The sequence below is a fragment of the Compostibacter hankyongensis genome, from assembly GCF_039541075.1.
In the GTDB taxonomy this organism is placed as follows: domain Bacteria; phylum Bacteroidota; class Bacteroidia; order Chitinophagales; family Chitinophagaceae; genus Compostibacter; species Compostibacter hankyongensis.
Genome location: NZ_BAABFN010000021.1, coordinates 1 through 22592, shown reverse-complemented (window position 1 = coordinate 22592; position 22592 = coordinate 1). Strand labels below are relative to the sequence as shown.

Genomic DNA, 22592 nt, shown 5'->3' with positions numbered 1-22592 from the left:
GCTGTCGTCTGGTGTAAGACGACTTCCCGCGCTCAAAAGTAAATCAAAATGAGCAGGTTTGCGCCGGGAGACCCTGCTTTGGGGCGTCATTTTTCCGCTTTCCGGTAAAATTAGGTAGGTTTGCCGAAACTTAATCATACTTTGGAAGGGAAAGCAATATTTGTAACGGGTATCGGTACGGGCATCGGGAAAACGGTGAGTGCTGCCATACTTACGGAGGCGCTGGGTGCGGATTACTGGAAGCCGATACAGGCCGGCACGGAAGAGGGTACGGATACGGAAAGGGTACGCAGCCTGGTCTCCAACGGCAACAGCCGGTTTCATGAAGAATGCTATACCCTGACCATCCCGGCATCTCCCCACCTGGCAGCGCGTATCGATAATGTGAAGGTTACCCTGCAGGCCATACGGTCGGCTTTTGACAATATCCGTACGCCGGAGCGGCATCTTGTCGTGGAAGGTGCGGGGGGGCTGATGGTGCCCCTCAATGAAAGCGATTTTTTCCCCGACCTCATCAAGATGCTGGGCATTCCGGTGGTGGTGGTGGCCAGCCAGTATCTGGGTAATATCAACCATTCCCTGATGACCGCCGAATGTCTGAAAAACCGGCAGATCCCCGTGCTGGGGTGGATATTCAACGGTACCTATCATGTCAACGAGGAGGATATCATCCGCTGGAGCGGCTTTGAAAAGATCGGCCGGATCGAAGAGGAAGAAGAGATCAGTCCCCGTGTGATCAAGCACTATGCGGAAAAGATCCGCCCCCGCCTGCTGGAGCTGCTGGGTTAGAGCGTTTTCTGGTTTTTAGCCGTTGGTTTCTGATTTCTGGTTTGAAATCTAAGGAATTAGCTTTGATCTCCTAAAATAAGACTTTATATTTAGGTACCCTATTGATCTTATATGGGTATGCCGTGGCCCATCACCGGGCAGAGCCGATGGAACGGACCCTGTACCTGCCGTAGCCGGCATCTTCTATGCCCTGTCAGGCTGTAAATCAGAAACTTTAAAAAATCATCCCTGTCAGATTTGGTTTATCAAACAAAAAGCCATTATATTGTAATAATATTTAAGTAAATGCCAAAAACGTTAGACGATTAATAAAAATTTATTACCTTGCACCATATTCCATTTTAAGAACCCTTAACAAAACTGATATGTGTGGTATTATCGGCGCGTTCGACCTGAAAGTAGGCTCAGCAGATTTGCGCCCCCAGGTATTAAAGATGTCCAAGAAAATCCGGCACCGCGGTCCGGACTGGTCCGGCGTATTCAGCTCTGACAGGGCCATCCTGGTGCATGAGCGGCTGGCCATCGTGGATCCGCAGTCCGGGCGTCAGCCCCTGCGCAGCCAGGACGGCAGCCTGGTGCTGGCGGCGAACGGCGAAATATACAACCACCGGCAGCTGCGGAAGGAGCTGCCCGAATACGATTTTCAGACCCAGTCCGATTGCGAGGTGATCCTCGCTCTTTACCGGGAAAAGGGAGCCGGCTTCCTCGAAGACCTGAACGGCATATTTGCCTTTGCCCTCTATGATGAGGAGCAGGATGCCTACCTGATCGCCCGGGACCATATGGGCATCATCCCCCTGTATATGGGCTGGGATACCTTTGGCAACTTTTACGTGGCCTCGGAGCTGAAGTCCCTCGAAGGCGTCTGCAACCGCTTTGAGGAATTCAAGCCCGGTCATTATATCTACAGCAAGGAAGGCACCGAGCTGCAGCGCTGGTACCGGCGGGACTGGGAGTCCTACGAGAACGTAAAGGACAACACCTCCGATATTGCCGCCCTGCGCAAAGGCCTGGAAGACGCGGTGCACCGTCAGCTGATGTCCGACGTGCCCTATGGGGTGCTGCTGTCCGGCGGTCTGGACTCCTCGATCATTGCCGCCGTTACGAAGAAATTTGCCTCCAGGCGGGTGGAGTCCAACGACGAAGAGCAGGCCTGGTATCCCCAGCTGCATTCCTTTGCCGTAGGTCTGAAAGGTTCCCCGGATCTGGCCGCCGCAAAAAAAGCGGCCGACTTTATCGGCACCATACATCATGAGATCCACTTTACCATCCAGGAGGGGCTGGATGCCATCCGGGATGTTATCTATCACCTCGAGACCTATGACGTGACTACCATCCGGGCTTCCACGCCCATGTACCTGATGGCAAGGGTGATCAAGTCTATGGGCATAAAGATGGTGCTGTCCGGAGAGGGTTCCGACGAGCTGTTCGGAGGATACCTGTATTTTCACAAAGCGCCTACCGCCCGTGCCTTCCATGAGGAAACGGTGCGCAAGCTGGGCAAGCTGCACCTCTATGACTGCCTGCGGGCCAACAAATCACTGGCCGCGTGGGGTGTGGAGGGACGGGTGCCCTTCCTCGACAAGGAGTTTATGGATATTGCCATGCGGCTGAACCCTGCGGATAAGATGGCGGGACCGCAGCGGATGGAAAAATGGATACTCCGGAAAGCTTTTGAGGATTACCTGCCGGAAAGCATCGCCTGGCGTCAGAAGGAGCAGTTCTCCGACGGGGTGGGTTACAGCTGGATCGATACTTTAAAAGAGCTGGCTGCCCGGAAGGTGAGCGATCACGAGCTGGCCAATGCCAACTACCGCTTCCCGATCAACCCGCCCATGACCAAAGAAGAATATCATTACAGGGCCATCTATCATGAGCATTTTCCCTCTGATTCGGCGGCCCAGTGTGTGCCTTCGGTACCTTCTGTAGCCTGCAGCACGCCCGAAGCGCTGGCCTGGGATGCTTCTTTCCAGAACATGAACGATCCTTCCGGAAGGGCGGTAGCACAGGTGCACCTCGATAGTTATGATAAAAATCTCGAAATTGCATAAATGTCACTGGTCAATAGTCATTGGCCATTGGTTTTGACTATTGACTATTGACTGATGATTATGGACTAATGCCCGACAACCGCCTCATTGAATGCGTCCCCAACTTCAGCGAAGGGAGCGATCCTGCAGTGATCAGGGCCATTACGGATGCTGTCGGCGGGATCCCGGGGGTACAGCTCCTGCATACTGATATAGGGAAAACCGCCAACCGTATGGTGGTCACCTTTGCCGGTCCTCCCGATGCCGTGGCGGAGGCCGCCTTCCGCGCTATCCGTAAAGCCTGCGAGCTGATCGACATGAGCCGGCATCAGGGAGTGCATCCGCGTATCGGCGCGGTAGATGTTTGCCCCCTTATCCCCATATCGGGTATCAGCATGGAGGAAACGGCCGGTTATGCGCGGGCGCTGGCCCGGCGTGTGGGAGAGGAGCTGCAGGTGCCCGTTTATCTCTATGGAAAGGCGGCGCTGATGGCGCTGCGTACCGAGCTGTCCGATATCCGCCGGGGGCAGTACGAAGGGCTGGCCGAGAAGCTGAAAGCGCCCGAATGGCTGCCCGATTTCGGTCCTGCCGTTTTTCATGCCAAAGCCGGGGCCGTGGTGATCGGCGCCCGGGATTTCCTGGTAGCCTATAATGTGAACCTGGATACCGCTGATCTAAAGATCGCCCGGGCCATCGCTGCCGATATACGGGAAAAAGCGCCGGCTGTCCTCTCCGGCAGGGCGGCAGAAGAGAAGAACGCCCGGCGGCTCCCTGCTGTAAAAGCCATCGGCTGGTATATGGAAGAATATGGGATTGCGCAGGTATCCATGAACCTGACCGATGCGCGCCAAACGCCGGTACATACGGCTTTTGAGGCTTGCGTGCGCCGGGCGGCGGACTATGGCGTCCGGGTAAGCGGCAGCGAGCTGGTGGGCATGATACCGCTCCGGTACCTCACCGAAGCGGGACGGTTTTTCCTGGAAAAGAAAGGAGCTGCCGGCACAGCGGATGAAGAAGTGCTGGTGCGTACCGCCGTAAAGGCGTTGGGGCTGGACGACCTGCGCGCTTTTGATCCCCGTCAGAAGGTCATCGAATACGTTATGCAGCGGTAGCCGCGCTTACATCCAGTCCTGCAATATCTTTCCGATACGTTCGAATTCGATAAGGAATCCGTCGTGCCCGTAAGGCGAATCAATCTCATAATACGCGGAGGCGGGCATGTTTTTGGCCAGAAAGCGCTGCTCTTCCACCGGGCAGAGGATATCGCTGGTAACGCCCAGGATCAGGGATTTTTGCCGGATGGTACGGAGCACGGCAGCGGTAGAGGCTGCCCTTCCCCGCGCAATATTATGGCTGTCCATGGTTTTGGTCAGCAGCCAGTAGGATTGGGCATTAAAACGCTTTACCAGCTTTTCGCCCTGGTATTCGATATAGGAGGAAGCCCGGAAATGATCTGTTTTGTCGAGGTCGGGATCGGTCTGCCGCGCCACAAAGGTCTGATAGTTGCGGTAGGTAAGCATGCCGATGGCCCGGGCGGCCTTTAAGCCTTTCTGCCCGGCGGAGGGACTATCGTCCTGCCAGCTGTTGTCTGCTTCTATGGCCAGGCGCTGTGCCGTGTGGATGGCGATGCCCCAGGCGCTTTCCGAAGCGCCGGTGGCCAGCAAAAACAGCCGTTCTATGCGCCCCGGTTCATGCAGGGCCCATTCCAGCGCCTGGTATCCCCCCATGGAGCCGCCGGCGAGCAGCCGAATGCTGCGGATGCCCAGGTGTTCCCGCAGCAGCATATGCGCCCGTACGATATCCCGGATGCTTACCTGGGGAAAAGCGCTGTAATAGGCCTTGCCCGTCTGCGGGTTTTTGCTCAGCGGTCCGGAGCTGCCATAGCAGGAGCCGGGGATATTTGCGCATACCACAAAATACTTGTTGAAATCCAACACCCGGCCTGCGCCGACCAGCCCGCTCCACCAGTCGGCCACATCCGAGTTGGCCGTAAGGGCATGGCATATCCAGATCACATTATCGCCCGCTGCATTCAGCGTACCGTAGGTATGATAACCGATGTCCAGTGCGGGGAGCATGCTGCCGGATTCCAGCGGAAAAGGCTGCGCATGCGTGAATAGCTGTAATGACAAGTCCTTGCGTTTTCAATTTTCAAAAATAATAAATGCAAAAGTAGTGTATTGATTAACTTTACACCAGTTTTTAAGGGTAAAAGGATGATTTGATAATGTGCTGATTTGATAATTTGATGATGATCTCATTATAAGACACTTTTATGGCCTAAAATTGGACTTCAAACGGGAAACCGGAAACGCGCAGCGTTCACCGAGACTGCTGAAAATCGTTTTGCACGAGATAAATTGGAAACATGGAAATAACCTTACAACGGATCGACGACGGGTTTAATATGGAAGCCCGCGACGAGGACGGGCACAGCGTACAGATGGATGCGGGACCGGCGCACGGAGGGAAAGGCAACGGCGTCCGGCCTATGCAGATGCTGATCATGGGGCTGGGCGGCTGTACCGCCATCGATGTGGTCATGATCCTGAAAAAGCAAAAGCAGGATATCCGGGATTTCCGGATCCGTATACAGGCCGAACGCGAAACCGGTAAGGAGCCTGCCCTCTGGCAGTCTGCGCACCTGATTTTTGAGCTGAGCGGATCCATCGATCCCGACAAGGCACGGCGCGCGGCAGAACTTTCCATGCAGAAATACTGTTCCGTAGCCGCTACCCTGAAAGCAGCCGGCGCAGACCTTACCTGGGAGGTGAAGGTAGAAAACCCATAGTTTTGCGCAGGCAATCAATCTGCACGTAATAATTGTACCGATGAACAGTGACCGACAGCAAGAACCGGATTATCGTCCGGAGACCAATGCTATACGCATACGTACGCCCCGTACGGCCGAGAAAGAACATAGCTCACCCCTGTACCTGACCTCAAGCTTTTGTTACGACGATGCGGAGGAGATGCGGGCCGCCTTTGCCGATGAGATCGACGCGAACATATACAGCCGTTTCAGCAATCCGACGGCGGATGAGTTTGTGAAGCGCATGTGCAGCCTGGAAGGCGCGGAGGCGGGATATGCCACCGCTTCGGGCATGAGCGCGGTCTTTTCCGCTTTCATGGCCCTGCTGAAGACGGGAGATCATCTGTTGTCGGGAAACGCCATCTTCGGATCCACCCATACGGTGATCAGCAAATACCTGCCCAAGTGGGGGATCGAATCCACTTATTTTGACCTTAATCATCCCGAATTGCTGGAGTCCCTGATCCGCCCCAATACGCGGATGATCTTTCTGGAGACACCCTCCAATCCCGGGCTGGACATCATTGACCTGGAAAAGGTAAGCGCCGTTGCCCAAAAGCACGGCATTATCCTGTGCGTGGACAATTGCTTTGCTTCTCCGGCGCTGCAGCAGCCCATCCGTCAGGGTGCAGACCTCGTGCTGCATTCGGCTACCAAGTGGATCGACGGGCAGGGACGGGTCCTGGGCGGTATTGTGCTCGGACGGGAAGCGCTCGTTCACGAGATCTACCTGTTTTGCCGCAGCACCGGTCCGGCCATCAGTCCCTTTAACGCCTGGCTGCTGAGCCGCAGCCTGGAAACGCTGCATGTCCGCATGGAGCGGCATTCGCAAAACGCGCTCCGGCTGGCGCAGGCACTGCAGGGGAATCCCCAGCTGACCTCGGTAAGATATCCTTTCCTGGAAAGTCATCCCCAGTATGAGATCGCCCGCAGGCAGATGAGCGCGGGGGGCGGGATCGTTTGTTTTGACCTGAAGGGTGGAGTGGAGCAGGGGCGCCGTTTCCTCGACGCCCTGAAGCTGTTGTCGCTGACGGCCAATCTCGGCGATACGCGCAGCATCGCCTCGCATCCTTCCTCGACCACGCATGCCAAGCTCAGCGAAGAGGAGCGGCAGGCGGTAGGCATCACCCCCGGGCTGATCCGCATCTCCGTGGGACTGGAAGCTTTTGAGGACATCCTGCAGGATATCGTGCAGGCGCTGGAGGCGTCCGCAGGGTAAGGTGTTCCGTTACTTTTGCAGCATAAACACGGGACCTGTCCAGGTGCAGGGCGCCGCATTTTTTATCATACTCATTAAACCGGATTATGTCGACCAACCCGTTCCAGTTTCCCGGACAAACGGCCTTTTACAAGGGCAAGGTCCGCGATGTGTATACCATTGAGGACCGCCTTCTGGTGATGGTGGTCAGTAACCGGATCTCCGCTTTTGACGTGGTGCTGCCCCGGCCTATTCCTTACAAGGGCCAGGTGCTGAACCAGATCGCGGCCAAGATGCTGGAGGCTACCCGGGATATCGTACCCAACTGGGTAAAGGCGGTCCCGGCTCCCGATGTTACGATTGGTATCCGCTGCGAAACCTTTCCGGTGGAGATGGTGGTGCGTGGCAATCTCACCGGCCATGCCTGGCGTACCTATAAAAGCGGGAAACGGGAGCTTTGCGGCGTGCCGTTGCCCGAAGGCCTGAAGGAAAACGATTTTTTCCCGGAGCCGATCATTACACCATCGACCAAAGCCCATGAGGGACACGATGAAGACATCTCCCGCGAGGAGATCATCGCCCGGGGACTGGTGAGCGAAGCCGATTATAAGCAGCTGGAACAATATACCCTGGCCCTCTTTAAGCGGGGCCGGGAGCTGGCGGGCAAACGGGGGCTGATCCTCGTGGATACCAAATATGAATTCGGAAAGCAGGGAGATACCGTCTTTCTTATTGATGAAGTACATACGCCGGACTCTTCCCGTTATTTCTATGCAGAGGGATATGAGGAAAGGCAGCAGGCCGGGCAGGCCCAAAAGCAGCTGAGCAAGGAGTTTGTCCGCGAATGGCTGATGGAGCACGGCTTCCGGGGGCAGGCCGGGCAGCAGGTGCCCGGGATGGACGATGCTTTTGTCAATAGCGTCAGTGAACGGTATATCGAGCTGTATGAAAACATTACCGGCGAGAAGTTTGCCAGGGAGGAGCTCAGCCGGGAGGAAACGGAGCAGCGGATAAAGGAGGCATTGAAACAGCTTTCCTGAGACGCGTCCGCGGACCGTTACCGATCTCTAAAAAACGAGCCATCCCGCCTGAGACGGGATGGCTTTGTGTTTTTGTCCTTTCCGGAATGTTCCGGGAAACTGAGGTATCGGCGAATGCTTACTTCGATTCGGTCATCTGGACCTCTGCCAGGATGCGTACATCCTCGCTGATCAGCACACCGCCGGTTTCCAGGGCGGCATTATAGCTGAGACCCCAATCGGTTCGGTTGATCTTGCCTTCCACGCTGAAGGCGGTTTTTACATTCCCCCAGGGATCGGTCACGGCGCCACCGACGGCGCGCAGCTTTACGGGCTTGGTAACGTCTTTGATGGTAAGGTTGCCGTCCAGTTCATAATCGCCTTCGTCGTTTATTTTGCGGAAAGCGGTGGAAACAAAGCTCAGCTGCGGAAATTTCTCGGCGTCGAAGAAGTCGGCGGCAAGCAGGTGTCCGTTGCGTTGCTCGTTGCCGGTATCCACAGAAGCGATATCAGCGCTGAAGCTGATCTTGGCATCCTGGAAGTCGTCGCGACTGCTTTCGGCCGAGGCGCTGAACTGCTTAAAGCTGCCGGTGATGTTGGTCACCATCAGATGCTTTACCTTAAACTGGATTTCGCTGTGAGCGGGGTCGGAGACCCATTGCTTGGTTGCCATGTGTGTGGGTTTTGGATGTGATGAACGTTATCGTTGAAACTTTATTTGTTAAAACAAGATTTTGGATAAAAAAATCAATCCCTCATTTTATCCAGCAGCCGGCTAAGCTGTGCGGCCTCCTTATCGGTCAGTCTTTTTTTCAGGGTCTGGGTAAAGGCGCCCAGCGGCTTTTCCAGCTCCTCGATCAGCTTCAGTCCCTTCGGTGTGATGGTGACATCCATCTTCCGGCGGTTGGTTTCGCAAAGCCGGCGCTGCACCATTTCTTTTTGTACCAGCTTATCCAGCAACCGGGTAAGGTCATTGGCTTTATCGAGCATCACCGCTTTTATTTCCCCGGGCGATACAGGATCCGGATACCTGCCTTTCAGGATGCGGAGGGCGTTATAATGCTGCGGCAGTATGCCGTATGCCTTGAATATCTTTACCTGTTCATCCCGCAGCCAGTTGCCTGTGTATACGAAGTTGACCACCATTTTCTGGTAATTGTCCGTAAACCGTGTCTGCCGGATGGCTGCTTCGATCTTCATGAGGCAAAGGTAAGTAAAAACAATTATTGTTGCAACAAATATTTGAAAAAATTTTTAGGACCGGAAAAATGAAGGTCCATATATTTTTTTGTATCTTAGACTGCGGTTTGCAAAGCAACGCGGCAAAAAAGCCGGGTTGGCAAGCCGCCGATCATACACACGCAAAAACACAACCCATGACAAACGTACTTCGTTTCTCCAGGCTGGCCGGCGGTCTTACCGTGGCTGCACTGGCGCTTTGCTCCCTCAATGCCTCCGCCCAGTCCAAGACAACGGTGAAAGGCGAGGTTCTCGATATGAACTGTTATATGGCCAAAGGCGCCCATGGTGCCGATCATAAAAGCTGCGCGGCGATGTGTCTGGAAGGCGGCGCCCCGGCAGGACTTATGGACAGCAAGGGTGATGTATACCTGCTGGTGCAGAGCCATGGCAATACCAAGCCTTATGACGAAGCCAGAAAGCACGGTGGCGAGCAGGTAGAGGTGACCGGCGAGGTGGCCGAGCGTAACGGCGTGAAAGCCCTGGTAGTGGAAGGGGTGAAAGCCGGCGCCTAAAAGGGAGCCAACCAATCGTCACGCTTCACTCGTTATTGGTCGCTACCGGTCAATTGTGGGTAAATAACCGTCGTTGGTCTGCGGTCAGTAAGTAGTCCAGCGGTCAGTAGCCGGTGGTAAAGCCAACGACCCTGGATAAATAGATCATGACGAACCGTTCATAAAAGCCTGGTCCGGCCTCAGGCCGGACCAGGCTTTTTTATAAGGCTTACCGTAGCCGGTTGGGTAACGCGGTACCTTTCTGAGGTCGGGCGGACATCGTCAGGCTGTAAGGTCAGCTCGACTTCCGGACGACCAGTTTGGCGGGCAGCTGTACCTGGGTGTTCCGGGCCGAAAGACCTTTTTCGCCGAGCTGCTGCATCAGCAGCTGTACGGCCCTGGTGGCGATGGCTTCTACCGGCTGCTTGATGACGGTGATGCCCGGCGGATAGAGCCGGAAAAGATCGTGATCGTCAAAACAAACCATGGCCAGGTCATCCGGCAGACGCAGGCCCAGCCCGGCAATGCTTTCCAGACCGAGCACCCCCAGATAGTTAGTGGCAAAGAAAAGCGCCTCCAGCTGCGGCTTGCTGCGGATAAAGCGGGTGATCTCGGGAATGGCGGTTTCTCCGCAGACGGGATAGGGTAGTCTGAGGACATGCTGCGGGTTGTAGCGGATGCCGTGATCTTTCAGGGTCTGCCGGTAGGCGGATTCCCGCTGGCTGATCTGGATAAGATCGAGGTCTACCGTGATATAGCCGATGTGCCGGCGTCCCTTTTTCAGCAGGTGTGTGATGCCTTTTTTTACTCCTGTATAATTATCTACCAGCACATGCGGCATGCTGTAGTCGGGGAAATAGCTGTCCAGCAGCACCACAGGCTTCTGCTGGTTGACCAGGGAGCGGACATCTTTTTCCATCCCGGCCGCCGGGGTAATGATGTATCCGTCTATCTGGCGGTGCGCAAACATCCGCAGCATTTCCCGTCCTTTTTGGGAATCGTTTTCCGTGCTGCAGTAGATGACCTTATAGCCGAATCGCCCGGCCTCGGCTTCTACGGTCTGGGCCAGGGAAGCAAAGAAATGTCCGGAAATGCTTTCCACGATCAGCCCGATCATCCGGGACTTTCCGGTACGCAGGCTTACCGCGATCTGGTTGGGCACATAGCCGGTAGCTTCGGCCAGCGCGCTGATCTTCCCGGCCAGCGCTTTGCTGATCCGCATCTGTTCTGCCTTTCCGTTTAACACAAAGGACACGGTTGTGGGAGATACGCCGGCCATCTTTGCGAAATCCTTCAAAGAAATCTTCTGCATGAATAATTCAAATATCTGACCGGCAGGCCGTTCTCCGGCTGCCGGTTATGAATAAACGTCCGTTCCGTCCCTTCCGCCTGAGGCGGCGGAATGAGGCAGGATAGGTTTTCTTCCCTAACTTTGTTTTCAGTTGATGTAACGGCACGAATCCTGCCCACGGAGGGAGAAGAATAATATGCAACACCTAAAGGTACTCAATAAATATTTTTTCAAATACAGAGGAAGGCTGATCCTGGGTATTCTGTTTGTAGTCATCTCCAATCTGCTGGCCGTGCTTCCGCCGCAGGTGATCCGCTATCTGCTGGATTTTGTGGGCGGCAATATCGGCCGGCCGGGCGGTGAGCGGCGCATTATTCCCCCGCAAAATGATTTCCTCCGCTTCACCTTTGCCTGGATGAACGATGCATCCCTGGTCCGCCTAATGGCATATGGCGGTGCGGTGTTGCTGGCGATGGCCCTGCTGCGCGGCCTGTTCATGTTCTTTATGCGGCAGACGATCATCGTGATGTCGCGTTTTATCGAATACGACCTGAAGAACAGCATTTACCGGCATTACCAGCAGCTGGACCTGAATTTTTTCAAGCTGCACAATACAGGCGACCTCATGAGCCGCATCTCGGAAGATGTATCCCGGGTGAGGATGTATGTGGGCCCTGCCCTCATGTATACGGTGAACCTGGTGGTGCTGATCGTGATGTCGGTGAGCGCCATGCTGCGGGTAAATGTAACGCTGACGATTTATACCCTGGCCCCGCTGCCGCTGCTGGCCGTTTCCATTTACTATGTGAACCGTCTCATCCACCGGAAAAGCGAGCGAATACAGGCGCAGCTGTCGGCCATCACCACCCAGGCCCAGGAATCATATTCCGGCATCCGCGTCATCAAATCCTATGTGCAGGAAGCCTCAGCCGGTGTTCATTTCGGAGCGGCCAGCGAAGATTACCGCAAAAGCTCCCTGAACCTGGCCAAGACGGAAGCCATCTATTTCCCGACCATGCAGCTGATGATCGGCCTGAGCACGCTGCTCACGGTAATGATCGGCGGCATACAGGCCATCCGGGGCAATATCACAGTCGGCAGCATCGCCGAGTTTGTGGTGTACGTCAATCTCCTGATGTGGCCCGTTGCCTCTATAGGATCGGTGGCTGCCATGATCCAGCGGGCGGCGGCCTCCCAGAAAAGAATCAACGAGTTCCTGCATACCGAACCGGCCATCCGTTCGCCCCGTAATGGCCGGTCGGCGCCGGTCCGCGGCCATGTCCGCTTCCGGGACGTTTCCTTTACCTATCCGCATACGGGTATACAGGCGCTGAAACATTTTGACCTGGAAGTGCTGCCGGGTCAGAAAATAGCCGTCATCGGGAAAACCGGCTCGGGCAAGTCCACCGTGGCCCAGCTGCTTATGCGCATGTACGATCCCGACGAGGGGGAGCTGCGCATAGACGATATTCCCCTGAAAACATTTTCGCTCGAAAGCCTGCGCAGCCAGATCAGCTATGTGCCACAGGATGTATTTCTGTTTTCGGATACCATTGCCAACAATATCCGCTTTGGTTCGGAGAATGCGGGTCTCCAGGCGGTGCGGCAGGCCGCGCGCCAGGCCGCTGTGGAAAAGGATATCGATGGCTTTCCAGAAGGCTTCGATACCCTGGTGGGGGAGCGGGGGGTAACCCTTTCCGGAGGACAAAAGCAACGCGTGTCCATCGCCCGGGCGCTGATCAGAAATCCCAATCTGCTGGTTTTTGACGATTGCCTGTCTGCCGTGGATGCAAAAACCGAGAAAACGATCATTACCCAGCTGTATACTTATCTGAAAGACAGGACAGCCGTTATCATCACACACCGGATATTTGCCCTTTTTGAATTTGACCAGATCATCGTACTGGATAACGGTACCATCATAGAACGGGGTACCCATGAGGAATTGCTGGCAAAAAACGGATATTATGCAGGCCTCTATGCCCAGCAGCAGCGGGTTTCGGGAGATAATGACGGGGCTCCCGCATAAGCCATTAAAAAATTTTGATATTTGGAAAACAATAGTATATTTGTTTCTTGATCATCTAACAGGGCTATTTTAAACCATTAAAACTTATTACTGTGGCGTACGAAAACAACAATCAACAGGAGCGTAACAATGACAGTGTGTTTTCCAAACGTTTGAAAGCGGGAAAGAGAAGGACCTACTTCTTTGATGTGAAGACCACACGCGGAAACGATTACTTCCTGACCATCACGGAGAGCAAGAAACGGTTTGACAACAATGGTTATGACAGGCACAAAGTATTTCTCTACAAAGAAGATTTTAACAAGTTCCTGAATGCCCTTACCGAAGCCATTGATTATGTAAAGACCGAGCTGATGCCGGATTTTGATTTTGACGCGTTTAATCATGACAACGACGAGCATTTCGAGAACGGGGACGGCTACACCAGCCACCGTCATGAAGACGGCGCCGTTCATTACGAGGCGCCGGCGGTGCAGGAAGATGCGGCACCTGCTGCTCCCGAGGAGGATGCCACAGCAATGTCCGATGCCGGAGAAGAAGGCAGCGTAAAGGAGGAAGAGGCGCCTGTTTCCGCTTCGCATGATGAAGAAGTGGATAAATGGTAAGACCACAGCCGGTGCAGTCACGCCCGGCCGTACAGATAATAACCGATCAGCGCGCCCGTCCTGCCTTAGGCAGGACGGGCGCTTTTTTTACAGGCTTGCCGCCGGCAAAGCTTTGTGATCCGGTAATTTTAATTAGTTTTGCGCCGCTATGACACAAGATCAGTTAAAGGTTATGAGGGACCGTATCGCTGTCCTGGGGAGGTTTCTTTAACGTCCCTGAACGTAACGCCAAGATAGAAAACGACAAACAGCTCACGCTTTCCCCCGGCTTCTGGGACGACCAGGCACGGGCCACTACCGTATTGAAAGAAATAAAGGTCAACCGTTTTTGGGTAGACCTGTATAACAAAGTCAATACTGCGGTAGAGGATTGTGGCGTGATGCTTGACTTTTACAAGGAAGGCGAGGCTTCGGAGACCGAGGTGGAAGAAGCTTACCAAAAGGCCCAGGCCGAGCTGGAGGAGCTGGAGTTCAAATCCACCCTCAACCAGCCCGAAGATGAGCTGCCGGCCCTGCTGACCATCAATTCCGGCGCGGGCGGCACCGAAAGCCAGGATTGGGCGGAGATGCTACTGCGTATGTACCGCATGTACGGCGAAAAGCAGGGCTGGAAGGTGTCCGAGATCGACGTACAGTACGGCGACGGCGCCGGTATCAAATCCGCCACCCTCGAATTTGACGGAGAGTTTTCCTACGGCCTGCTCAAGGCGGAAAACGGCGTGCACCGTCTCGTACGCATCTCACCCTTTGATGCCAATGCCCGGCGTCATACTTCTTTCGCTTCCGTGTTTGTATATCCGCTCGTGGACGACTCCATAGCGGTGGAGATCAGCCCGGCGGATCTCGAATGGGAATTTTACCGTTCCGGCGGTAAAGGAGGGCAGAACGTCAACAAGGTCGAAACGGCGGTCCGCCTGAAGCATATTCCCTCCGGCATCATCGTGGAATGCCAGCAGGCCCGTACCCAGGGAGAAAACCGGGAAAAGGCGCTGACCATGCTCAAATCCCGCCTGTATGAAGAAGAGCTGAGAAGGCGCGAGGAGCTGAAGAACGCCACCAACGCCAGCAAACGAAAGATCGAATGGGGCTCCCAGATCCGCTCCTATGTATTCCACCCTTACAAGATGATCAAAGACCACCGTACGGACTACGAGGTAGGCAATGTGCAGCCGGTGATGGACGGGGAGCTGGACGGCTTTATAAAAGCCTATCTGATGCTGCAGAAGGAGACGGAATAAGCATCTCATCGGCGTCCTTCCATCATCAAATCGCCAAATCATCAAATCATCAAATCATCCTTGCATACCGGTAGGTATAACGGAACCATTTCAGAATATTGCCGGGCTTCTCCATATCGATAATCAGCGTTTTACGCGGCAGGGTGGCCAGCTCCGGCAGATGCCCGTTCCTGTCCTGCAGCGTTTTCAGCTGGTCCAGCGCAATCAGCCCGAAAGCATAAATACCGGCCATGGCAAGGCTGAACTCCTGCTTCCTTTGCCGGGGAAAGGACAGCCGCCCGATATCGTCTTTCATTTCCTGCAGCTGATGAAGAAAAAAAGCTTCAAAGCGGTATGCGTCCTGCATCCGGTCCGGAAGGGTTTTGATATGCTGCTGCAGGTCCTTATGAATATCGTAAAGATCGTTGGTCAGTTGTATAATAGCGCCGATCCGGTACCAGCAGGCGTCTTCCGCTGCAGTGGCCGGCGTATCCAGGTAATAGCGGCAGAGCAGCACCGAATATCCCCCCTTCCGGAAGGTGATCTCCTGCAGCCTTTCATCCGTCAGTTCATTTTCACCTTCCTGCTCACGCGAGCTGAGCTGGGCGATGGTCATCTCGCGGAGAAGACGGGTGTAACCCTCCCTGTCCTTTACACTCTCGCATAAAAGCAGGTGCGAATCCAGGAAGACGCGTTCGTCGAAGGAACCGGCCTTCCAGTTCTGCGGCTCCAGCATAATGGCTTTGAGCGATTCCGGGGAGAACATCTGCTCGTCGGTGAAATCGTCATACAACGAGCTGGCAATGAAATAATGAAAAAGCCGGTCTTTTTCTGCCGTATGGGTCAGCCGTCCGTGCAGCCTGGCAAACGCGTCGCAGATCATCGGAGTGTAAATACCGTGATAAACGGCGATCTTTTTCCGGGTGGCCTTGCCGAACCGGCCCTGCTGCCGCTCCTCGATCCGGGAGAGCAGGCCCCAAGCGCGTTTTGTTTCCCGCTTTCTGGTCCGCAGCACATGCGCAGCCAGCCGGAAAACGTGCACACAGTACCAGAGAAAATAAGCCATAAGCTGTCTGCGGAGTGAACTTCAAAAAAAGCACATATTTCCGGAACAAGCAAATCGGGAATGGCTTTCCCGCAGCTTTTCCCGCCGGGCGGCCAATCTCCGCAGTAATCCTATATTTGCAAAAAGCGTCTGTCATGAACAATGCTTATTTCTATTTTCCCAAGCCGGAAAATGAGCCGGTCCGCAGCTATGCCCCGGGCACGGCCGAACGGGCCGGTCTGAAAGCGCAGCTGGATCGCATGAAGAAGGAGGTTGCGGATATTCCCATGTATATCGGCGGGGAGGAGGTGCGGACAGCGCGGCAGATAGCGCTGCATCCTCCCCATGAGCGGAAGCATACGCTGGGCAGCTTTCACCAGGGCGGCCGTGAGCACGTGGAGCAAGCCATAGCGGCTGCGCTCGCTGCCCGCGCGCAGTGGGCGGATACGAGCTGGGAACACCGGGCGGCCGTGTTTTTAAAAGCAGCGGAGCTGCTGGCTACCCGCTACCGGTATGCCATAAATGCCGCCACGATGCTGGGGCAAAGCAAAAATGCCTTTCAGGCGGAGATCGACAGCGCCTGCGAGCTGATCGACTTCCTGCGCTTTAACGTGCATTACCTGAGCGAAATATATGCCCAGCAGCCCTATTCGCCGCCCGGCGTCAACAACCGGATGGAATACCGTCCCCTGGAGGGATTTGTGCTGGCCGTAACACCATTCAACTTTAGCGCCATAGCCGGCAACCTGCCCTGCTCAGCGGCGATGTGCGGAAATGTGGTGGTGTGGAAGCCCGCCGATACCCAGGTATTTGCCGCGCAGCTGTTTATGCAGGTGCTTATCGAAGCCGGTCTTCCGCCCGGTGTGATCAATCTGATCTATGTGGACGGACCGGTGCTGGGAGAGGTTTGTTTTTCGCATCCCGATTTTGCAGGTATTCATTTCACCGGTTCCACCGCCGTATTCCGGACCATGTGGAAAACCATCGGCGAAAATATCCAGGTTTATAAATCATATCCCCGCATCGTCGGCGAAACCGGCGGTAAGGATTTTGTGCTGGTGCACGCCTCGGCCGATGTGGACGCCGTAGTGGCCAACCTGGCCCGCGGCGCTTTTGAATACCAGGGTCAGAAATGCTCCGCAGCATCGCGGGCTTATCTGCCTTCAAGTCTGGCTGCATCGGTAAAAGAGCGGCTGGTGGCGGCGGTGAAATCCATGAAGATGGGACCGGTGGAGGATTTCGGCAACTTTATCAATGCGGTAATCGACGAACGTGCTTTTGATAAGATCAGCGGTTATATTGACCGCGCCAAACAGGATCCGGGCGTAAGCATACTGGTGGGAGGGGAGTACGATAAAACGGATGGTTATTTTATTTCGCCCACCGTCATCGAGGCCAGCGATCCGCGGTATGTCACCCTCTGCGAGGAGATCTTCGGTCCGGTGCTGACGCTGTATGTGTATGACGACAATAAGTTTGAAGAAATACTGGAGCTGACAGACAGCACTTCAGGATATGCCCTTACCGGCGCTTTCTTTGCACGGGACCGGCAGGTGATAGAACGGGTCACCCGCCGTCTGGTAAACAGCGCGGGCAACTTCTATATCAATGACAAACCCACCGGTGCGGTAGTGGGACAGCAGCCTTTCGGCGGGGCCCGCGCTTCCGGCACGAACGACAAGGCCGGGTCCCTCCTGAACCTGTACCGCTGGCTCAGCGCGCGCACCATCAAGGAGACCTTTGTGCCCGTCACCGATTACCGGTATCCTTTTCTCGGATAGGGAAGTTTCTGGTTTGAGATTCAATAGTCTAAGGTTTAAAGTTTAAAGTTAATTTGCCTGGAAGGAAGCCTTAGACCTTGAACTTTAAACTTTAAAATGCCCTTCACCTTTCACCTTTTGCCTTTTGCCTCTCCCGCCTGCGGAGGGAGCTCCAGCCCGATCTTCCGCATCAGCAGCGATGCGTTCATGCTGGTGCAGATGCCTGTTTTCAGTTTATAGTCGAAAAAAAGCACCTCATCCCTCACCTGCACGTCAAAATGATAATTGTGCAGCTTCCCCGGATAATCCTGCTCCATACTGGTAAGGGCCAGGTCGTGCGTGGCGATGATGCCCGCTGTGTTTTCCCGCAGCAGCTGGCTGATCAGCGCGCGGGAGCCGGTATGCCGGTCTTGCGAGTTGGTGCCGCGGAATATCTCGTCCAGCAATAAAAATACTTTTTCGTGTATCCGTACCTGTTGCAGGATCACCTCCAGCTTGCGCAGCTCGGCATAGAAAGTGGAAATGTTTTCCTCGAGGTTGTCTGCGATGCGCATGCTGCTGTATACTTTCACCGGCGATACCCGGAAGCGGTCGGCGCATACCGGCGCGCCGGCCAGCGCCAGCACGATGTTGGTGCCTACCGTCCGTAGGAAGGTGCTTTTTCCCGCCATATTGGAGCCCGTGACCAGCAAAACCTGTCCGGCTCCCTGCACCGCTACGTCATTCCGGACGCATTTGCCGTCGGGAAGCAGGGGATGGCCCAACGCCGTAGCCTCGAGGGTGAAATGCCGTTCTGACAGCTCCGGGAACACCACGCCGGGCCGGTTGAAGGCAAAGTTGGCAAAGCTGCAGAGCGCTTCGGTCTCGGCCAGCACCCGGGTCCACTGCAGCAGCACAGCCCCGTACTGCCGCTTCCAGGTCAGCAGCTCCCGGTATTGGCGGGCATCCCAGAAAGTTACCAGGTTAAGCGGCAGGTGTACCAGGGGGTTTTGCCGGTAGTCCAGACGGTCCAGGATGTTTTTTAACCGGCGCAGGATGAAGGCAGCGTTTTCCTCCCCGTGGCGGCACCGCCCTTTCAGTGTCTGCAGGCAGGCGGAACGGAAGGTCTGCGCTTCCATCCACATCATGCCGGCTTCGGTGCTGCTGATGATATCCACCGAGCGGGAGAGCTGCCGGTATGCGGGCGATACCGTTTTGTTGACCTGCCTGGCCAGCCAGGCATGCAGCAGCAGGGGCAGCCAGAGCCATTGCCAGGACGAATGGGTGAAGGCAATAAGGAACACCGCCCCCAGCGATATCCAGGGAAGCACGCGCGTGAGCCTGCTCCACGCGGGGAGGGCGTCGTCCGCTTCCGCCGCTATCCAGCTCCGGATGCGCTGCCAGTCGTCCGGCTGCAGACGCGTCGACCGCCCGCGGGCGCGCAGCTCCAGCCTGCCGCCCGCCAGGGGCTGCAGCTCAGCCACCGCCTCCTGCCGCTGCCGGATATCTTCCGGTGTAGCCGGCCCCGAAAGCCAGTCTGCCAGGCATGCGGCTGAAAAGGGGCTGGTGCCCCGGTAGAGATATTGGAAAAGGGAAGAAGGGCCAAAGATGTCCAGGTCGGCCGTATAAGGATGATCCCTTTCCCGGAAGCCGGCGCCGTCGTCAAAAGCGCTTTGGTCGCCCGAGAGCGATTGCAGCTCTTCTTCGCAGCATTTTTTCAGCACCTGGATATGGGAAAGCTGCTGCCGGCTGTCGCTATCTTTTATGGCCAGCCAGGCAAAGATTGCCCAGCAGAGCAGCAGCAGGATGACGGCCGGCAGCAGCTGAACGGGCAGCAGGACGAAGAAGAGCAGGATGCCGCCCGCAAAGCTGAGGAGGCGTCCTGCGGCGAGTCTGCCGTTACGCCGCCGGAGCCGGAGTGCCCGGTCCTCCAGCTTCTCCAGCTGCTGCCGGTACCAGATTTCGGGATTCATCGGCAATAGGTTTACGTTTTAAGTCAGAGATCCAAAGTCTAAGATTATCCGTCAGGAAGGTAATCCTAAATTCCGGACTTGGGATGCTAAACAGATCCGGCAGCGCCGGCAGGTGAGCGGCCGGCAGCCTGAGGACTGTTGGTGCCGCTAAGATAGGGTTCAAACGGTTGAAATATATAAACGGGTAAATATGGCGGCTGCAAGCGCTAACTTTGCTAAATTTGAAGCCGCTAAAAGCCGCTGTTTTGAAGACTATACTCAACCGCCAGCAACTGGCCATCACGATTGACCGGCTGTGCCATCAGGTGATCGAGAATCATCCGGATCTTGCCGATACGGTGCTGATCGGACTGCAGCCCCGCGGTATCTGGCTGTCCGACCATATCTTTCAGCGGCTGCTGCAGCTGCGTCCCGGTACGCCGGTGCCCTATGGCCGGCTGGATATCACCTTTTACCGTGACGATTACAACAAGGGCGCGGAGCTGCATATTCCCACGCGTACGGATATCGGGTTCTCTATCGAAGGGAAACAGGTCATCCTGGTGGACGATGTGCTCTATACCGGCCGCACCATACGGTCTGCCCTGGATGCCATGCTCGATTTCGGGAGGCCGGAGCGGGTGGAGCTGCTGGTGCTGATCGACCGGCGCTTCAGCCGGCAGCTGCCCATTCAGCCGGATTATGTGGGAAAGACCATCGACTCCATCATCTCGCAGCGGGTACGTGTTTTCTGGCAGGAGCCGGATCAGCGGGAAGAGGTGGTGCTGATCGGATAAAAAGGAATTTGCATTCTGCGACAGGAATTTTAACTTTGCTTTTTAATGACACTATCCGTCAAACATCTGCTCGGTATCAAAGACCTTACTGCACAGGATATCGAACTTATTTTCCAGACTGCCGATAATTTTAAGGAAATACTCAAACGCCCGATCAAGAAGGTGCCCACCCTGCGTGACACCACTATCGTAAACCTGTTCTTCGAGAATTCTACCCGTACACGGATATCCTTTGAGCTGGCGGAAAAGCGGCTCTCTGCCGATGTAGTCAACTTCACGGCCTCGGCTTCCTCGGTAAAAAAAGGGGAGACCCTCATCGACACGGTCAACAATATCCTGGCCATGCGGGTGGATATGGTGGTCATGCGTCATTCTGCTTCCGGCGCCCCTCATTTTCTTTCCAGACATATCCAGGCGGCCATTGTCAATGCAGGCGACGGTATCAACGAGCACCCCACCCAGGCCCTGCTCGACGCTTTCTCCATCCGGGAAAGGCTGGGCGAAATAGCGGGTAAAAAGGTGGCGATCGTAGGCGATATCATGCATAGCCGCGTAGCCCTTTCCAATATCTATTGTCTGAAAAAGCTGGGCGCGGAGGTTACCGTCACCGGTCCGCCAACCCTGATCCCGCCTTATATCGCGGAGGCCCTCGGCGTAAATGTTACCTACAACCTGCGGGAAGCCCTGCAGTGGTGCGATGTGGCTAACGTGCTGCGTATACAGCTGGAGCGGCAGAACAGTCCGCTGTTTTCTTCCCTGCGGGAATACAACCTGGTGTATGGGGTGAGCCGTGAGGTGCTGGATAGCCTGCAGAAGGAGATCGTGATCATGCATCCCGGCCCGATCAACAGGGGCGTGGAACTGAACTCTGATGTGGCCGATTCCGGCCAGTCCATTATCCTGCACCAGGTGGAGAACGGCGTAGCCATCCGTATGGCCGTGCTTTACCTGCTCGCCGGAAAACGTGGAGAGATCGTATCCGGAAATTGAAACGCCTTCATGATCAGTCTTTCCCGTTACTACGGGCTGTAATGATTTTTGGCGTACCGCATGAACATGGTCGAGAACTTGTCCGGCTGTCCATGCAGATGAATAAACGAGAAATTCCGGAGGATATGAAAACCCTTGACGGGAAGCTCCTTTAATTCCCCGTATTTTACTTCTTTCTGGACCGCCCGTTTTGACAGAAACGCTACCGAGTGAGAATTTTCCAGAAATGATTTTATGCTTTCCGTGCCGCCGAGATGCATGATGACAAGCAGATCGGAAAAACGGATGCCATGTTCCTGTAATGCGCTTTCGATCACTTCAAGCGTACCCGATCCCCGTTCCCTCAGGACAATGGGTATTTTCTTAAGATCTTCCAGATTGATGCGGTTATTTTTGGAAAAGCGGCTTTTCGTATGGGTCACCAGCACCAGCTCGTCGGTGGTTAATTCGGAATATTTCAGATCGGAGTGATGTCGCTTGCCCTCCACGATACCCAGGCTGATCTCTTTGGACAATACCGCATTTTCGATCGTCTCCGAATTCCCGCTCAGCAGGTTGAGGGTGATATTCGGGAACTTGCTCTGAAAAGAGCCCAATACGGGGGCGATGAGGTACTGGGCGATCGTAGTGCTGGCGCCCAGGGAAAAGGAGCCGGCAGGCCGGTTCTTCATGGTGCTCAACTCAAGCGTGCATTCATGATACAGATGCATGATCTCATTGGTATACCGGAATAAAACCTCTGCTTCCGGCGTCATCACGATGGAATTGCCGATGCGCTCAAAAAGCCGTGCGCCGAGCGATTGCTCTAAATTCCTGATTTGCTGGGTAACGGCCGGTTGGGTAATAAACAACTCTGAAGCAGCTTTGGTGAAGCTTCTGTTCTTAGCTACAGAATGAAATACCTTTAATTTAAAATCCTCCATGATAGCCCGTCAAAGGTAATCCTTTTTTAATTCCGCACTATCCGGGATAAATTGGAAGACTGCTCCCGGTACCTTCGCAGAAAGGTAGGTGGCCCAGCATAATTTTTGGCAATAACCCATAAGAATAAATAATTTTAGATTTAAATGCTGATTGAAGAGATTTGTAGGTACAGCAAAACCATATATCATGCTACAGGCAGCCATAAAAGGAATTCCGGCGCGTACCGAGAAGCGGGTATGCGAGGTATCCTGGTTTGACGATCTGTGCGGCGGGGATACGGCGTTTCTGGGGACGGTGGACCCCTCGCGTCGCAGCAACTACCCCCACTGTGCGGACATCATAAAGACGGCGGACCGGATGGGCTTTAGGAACATACTGCTGCCGACCTCCTATATCGTCGGCCAGGAGGTGATCCCGTTTGC

Annotated in this window: 21 protein-coding genes; 14 read left to right on the top strand and 7 right to left on the bottom strand. The window is 55.0% G+C overall.

Features of this window, described 5'->3' with window-relative positions; all coding sequences use genetic code 11:
• Positions 1-120 precede the first annotated feature (120 nt).
• From bioD to ftcD, 3 genes are all read left to right on the top strand, one after another.
• Positions 121-789, top strand: a complete 669-nt coding sequence (bioD, locus tag ABD851_RS15425; protein WP_344980920.1) for a dethiobiotin synthase — start codon at positions 121-123, stop codon at positions 787-789.
• Between the two features lie 365 nt (positions 790-1154).
• Complete coding sequence (gene asnB / locus ABD851_RS15420) at positions 1155-2840, top strand: asparagine synthase B (RefSeq protein ID WP_344980917.1); 1686 nt, start codon at positions 1155-1157, stop codon at positions 2838-2840.
• A 68-nt stretch (positions 2841-2908) separates the two neighbouring features.
• Positions 2909-3931, top strand: coding sequence for a glutamate formimidoyltransferase (gene ftcD / locus ABD851_RS15415; protein WP_344980915.1), 1023 nt, complete (start codon positions 2909-2911; stop codon positions 3929-3931).
• A 6-nt stretch (positions 3932-3937) separates the two neighbouring features.
• Here the strand turns inward: ftcD and metX are convergent, their stop codons facing one another.
• Positions 3938-4951 (bottom strand): homoserine O-acetyltransferase MetX, encoded by a 1014-nt coding sequence (gene metX, locus ABD851_RS15410; protein ID WP_344980913.1) that lies wholly within the window; start codon positions 4949-4951, stop codon positions 3938-3940.
• A 236-nt stretch (positions 4952-5187) separates the two neighbouring features.
• Between metX and ABD851_RS15405 the strand changes: the two genes are divergently transcribed.
• From ABD851_RS15405 to ABD851_RS15395, 3 genes are all read left to right on the top strand, one after another.
• The gene (locus ABD851_RS15405; RefSeq protein ID WP_344980911.1) at positions 5188-5610 is read left to right on the top strand and encodes an OsmC family protein; all 423 of its coding nucleotides are present in this window, start codon (positions 5188-5190) and stop codon (positions 5608-5610) included.
• Between the two features lie 40 nt (positions 5611-5650).
• Positions 5651-6850, top strand: coding sequence for a trans-sulfuration enzyme family protein (locus ABD851_RS15400; protein ID WP_344980909.1), 1200 nt, complete (start codon positions 5651-5653; stop codon positions 6848-6850).
• 86 nt (positions 6851-6936) lie between these two features.
• The gene (locus tag ABD851_RS15395; protein WP_344980906.1) at positions 6937-7869 is read left to right on the top strand and encodes a phosphoribosylaminoimidazolesuccinocarboxamide synthase; all 933 of its coding nucleotides are present in this window, start codon (positions 6937-6939) and stop codon (positions 7867-7869) included.
• Positions 7870-7987: 118 nt separating this feature from the next.
• On the opposite strand, the gene ABD851_RS15390 is transcribed toward ABD851_RS15395, so the two are convergent.
• Both ABD851_RS15390 and ABD851_RS15385 read right to left on the bottom strand, forming a co-directional pair.
• A complete protein-coding gene (locus ABD851_RS15390; RefSeq protein WP_344980904.1) occupies positions 7988-8521 on the bottom strand; it encodes a YceI family protein in 534 nt (177 codons plus the stop codon).
• Positions 8522-8595: 74 nt separating this feature from the next.
• Positions 8596-9048 (bottom strand): MarR family winged helix-turn-helix transcriptional regulator, encoded by a 453-nt coding sequence (locus tag ABD851_RS15385; protein ID WP_344980902.1) that lies wholly within the window; start codon positions 9046-9048, stop codon positions 8596-8598.
• A gap of 176 nt (positions 9049-9224) precedes the next feature.
• On the opposite strand from ABD851_RS15385, the gene ABD851_RS15380 reads away from it, so the two are divergent.
• Positions 9225-9602 carry a hypothetical protein gene (locus tag ABD851_RS15380; protein WP_344980900.1) on the top strand — a complete coding sequence of 126 codons (378 nt, stop codon included), beginning with the start codon at positions 9225-9227 and terminating at the stop codon, positions 9600-9602.
• A gap of 274 nt (positions 9603-9876) precedes the next feature.
• Here ABD851_RS15380 and ABD851_RS15375 read toward each other — a convergent pair whose 3' ends face one another.
• Positions 9877-10893 carry a LacI family DNA-binding transcriptional regulator gene (locus ABD851_RS15375; RefSeq protein ID WP_344980897.1) on the bottom strand — a complete coding sequence of 339 codons (1017 nt, stop codon included), beginning with the start codon at positions 10891-10893 and terminating at the stop codon, positions 9877-9879.
• A gap of 175 nt (positions 10894-11068) precedes the next feature.
• Here ABD851_RS15375 and ABD851_RS15370 point away from each other — a divergent pair, with 175 nt between their 5' ends.
• The 3 genes from ABD851_RS15370 to prfB all read left to right on the top strand — a co-directional run bounded on the left by ABD851_RS15370 (position 11069) and on the right by prfB (position 14744).
• Positions 11069-12901, top strand: a complete 1833-nt coding sequence (locus ABD851_RS15370; protein ID WP_344980895.1) for an ABC transporter ATP-binding protein — start codon at positions 11069-11071, stop codon at positions 12899-12901.
• A 92-nt stretch (positions 12902-12993) separates the two neighbouring features.
• Entirely contained in the window at positions 12994-13506 is a 513-nt protein-coding gene (locus ABD851_RS15365; RefSeq protein ID WP_344980893.1) for a DUF3276 family protein, read from the top strand.
• Between the two features lie 148 nt (positions 13507-13654).
• Positions 13655-14744 (top strand): peptide chain release factor 2 gene (gene prfB, locus ABD851_RS15360; RefSeq protein WP_344980890.1). Its coding sequence is split into 2 segments (ribosomal slippage): positions 13655-13702 and positions 13704-14744, totalling 1089 coding nucleotides; the frame shifts between segments, so codons are not numbered across the junction.
• A gap of 49 nt (positions 14745-14793) precedes the next feature.
• Here prfB and ABD851_RS15355 read toward each other — a convergent pair.
• The gene (locus ABD851_RS15355) at positions 14794-15789 is read right to left on the bottom strand and encodes a hypothetical protein (RefSeq protein WP_344980888.1); all 996 of its coding nucleotides are present in this window, start codon (positions 15787-15789) and stop codon (positions 14794-14796) included.
• A 134-nt stretch (positions 15790-15923) separates the two neighbouring features.
• On the opposite strand from ABD851_RS15355, the gene pruA reads away from it, so the two are divergent.
• On the top strand, positions 15924-17549 hold the full coding sequence (gene pruA / locus ABD851_RS15350; protein WP_344980886.1) for an L-glutamate gamma-semialdehyde dehydrogenase: 1626 nt from the start codon (positions 15924-15926) through the stop codon (positions 17547-17549).
• A 110-nt stretch (positions 17550-17659) separates the two neighbouring features.
• Here the strand turns inward: pruA and ABD851_RS15345 are convergent, their stop codons facing one another.
• Positions 17660-19480, bottom strand: a complete 1821-nt coding sequence (locus tag ABD851_RS15345) for a MutS-related protein (RefSeq protein WP_344980884.1) — start codon at positions 19478-19480, stop codon at positions 17660-17662.
• Positions 19481-19725: 245 nt separating this feature from the next.
• Here ABD851_RS15345 and pyrR point away from each other — a divergent pair, with 245 nt between their 5' ends.
• Together pyrR and ABD851_RS15335 are read left to right on the top strand one after the other, a co-directional pair.
• A complete protein-coding gene (gene pyrR / locus ABD851_RS15340) occupies positions 19726-20256 on the top strand; it encodes a bifunctional pyr operon transcriptional regulator/uracil phosphoribosyltransferase PyrR (protein ID WP_344980883.1) in 531 nt (176 codons plus the stop codon).
• Between the two features lie 45 nt (positions 20257-20301).
• Complete coding sequence (locus ABD851_RS15335) at positions 20302-21246, top strand: aspartate carbamoyltransferase catalytic subunit (RefSeq protein WP_344980882.1); 945 nt, start codon at positions 20302-20304, stop codon at positions 21244-21246.
• A gap of 29 nt (positions 21247-21275) precedes the next feature.
• Here ABD851_RS15335 and ABD851_RS15330 read toward each other — a convergent pair whose 3' ends face one another.
• Positions 21276-22169 carry a LysR substrate-binding domain-containing protein gene (locus ABD851_RS15330; RefSeq protein ID WP_344980879.1) on the bottom strand — a complete coding sequence of 298 codons (894 nt, stop codon included), beginning with the start codon at positions 22167-22169 and terminating at the stop codon, positions 21276-21278.
• Positions 22170-22356: 187 nt separating this feature from the next.
• Here ABD851_RS15330 and ABD851_RS15325 point away from each other — a divergent pair.
• Positions 22357-22592: LLM class oxidoreductase (locus ABD851_RS15325; protein ID WP_344980876.1), on the top strand; the 236-nt coding region annotated here is incomplete at its 3' end.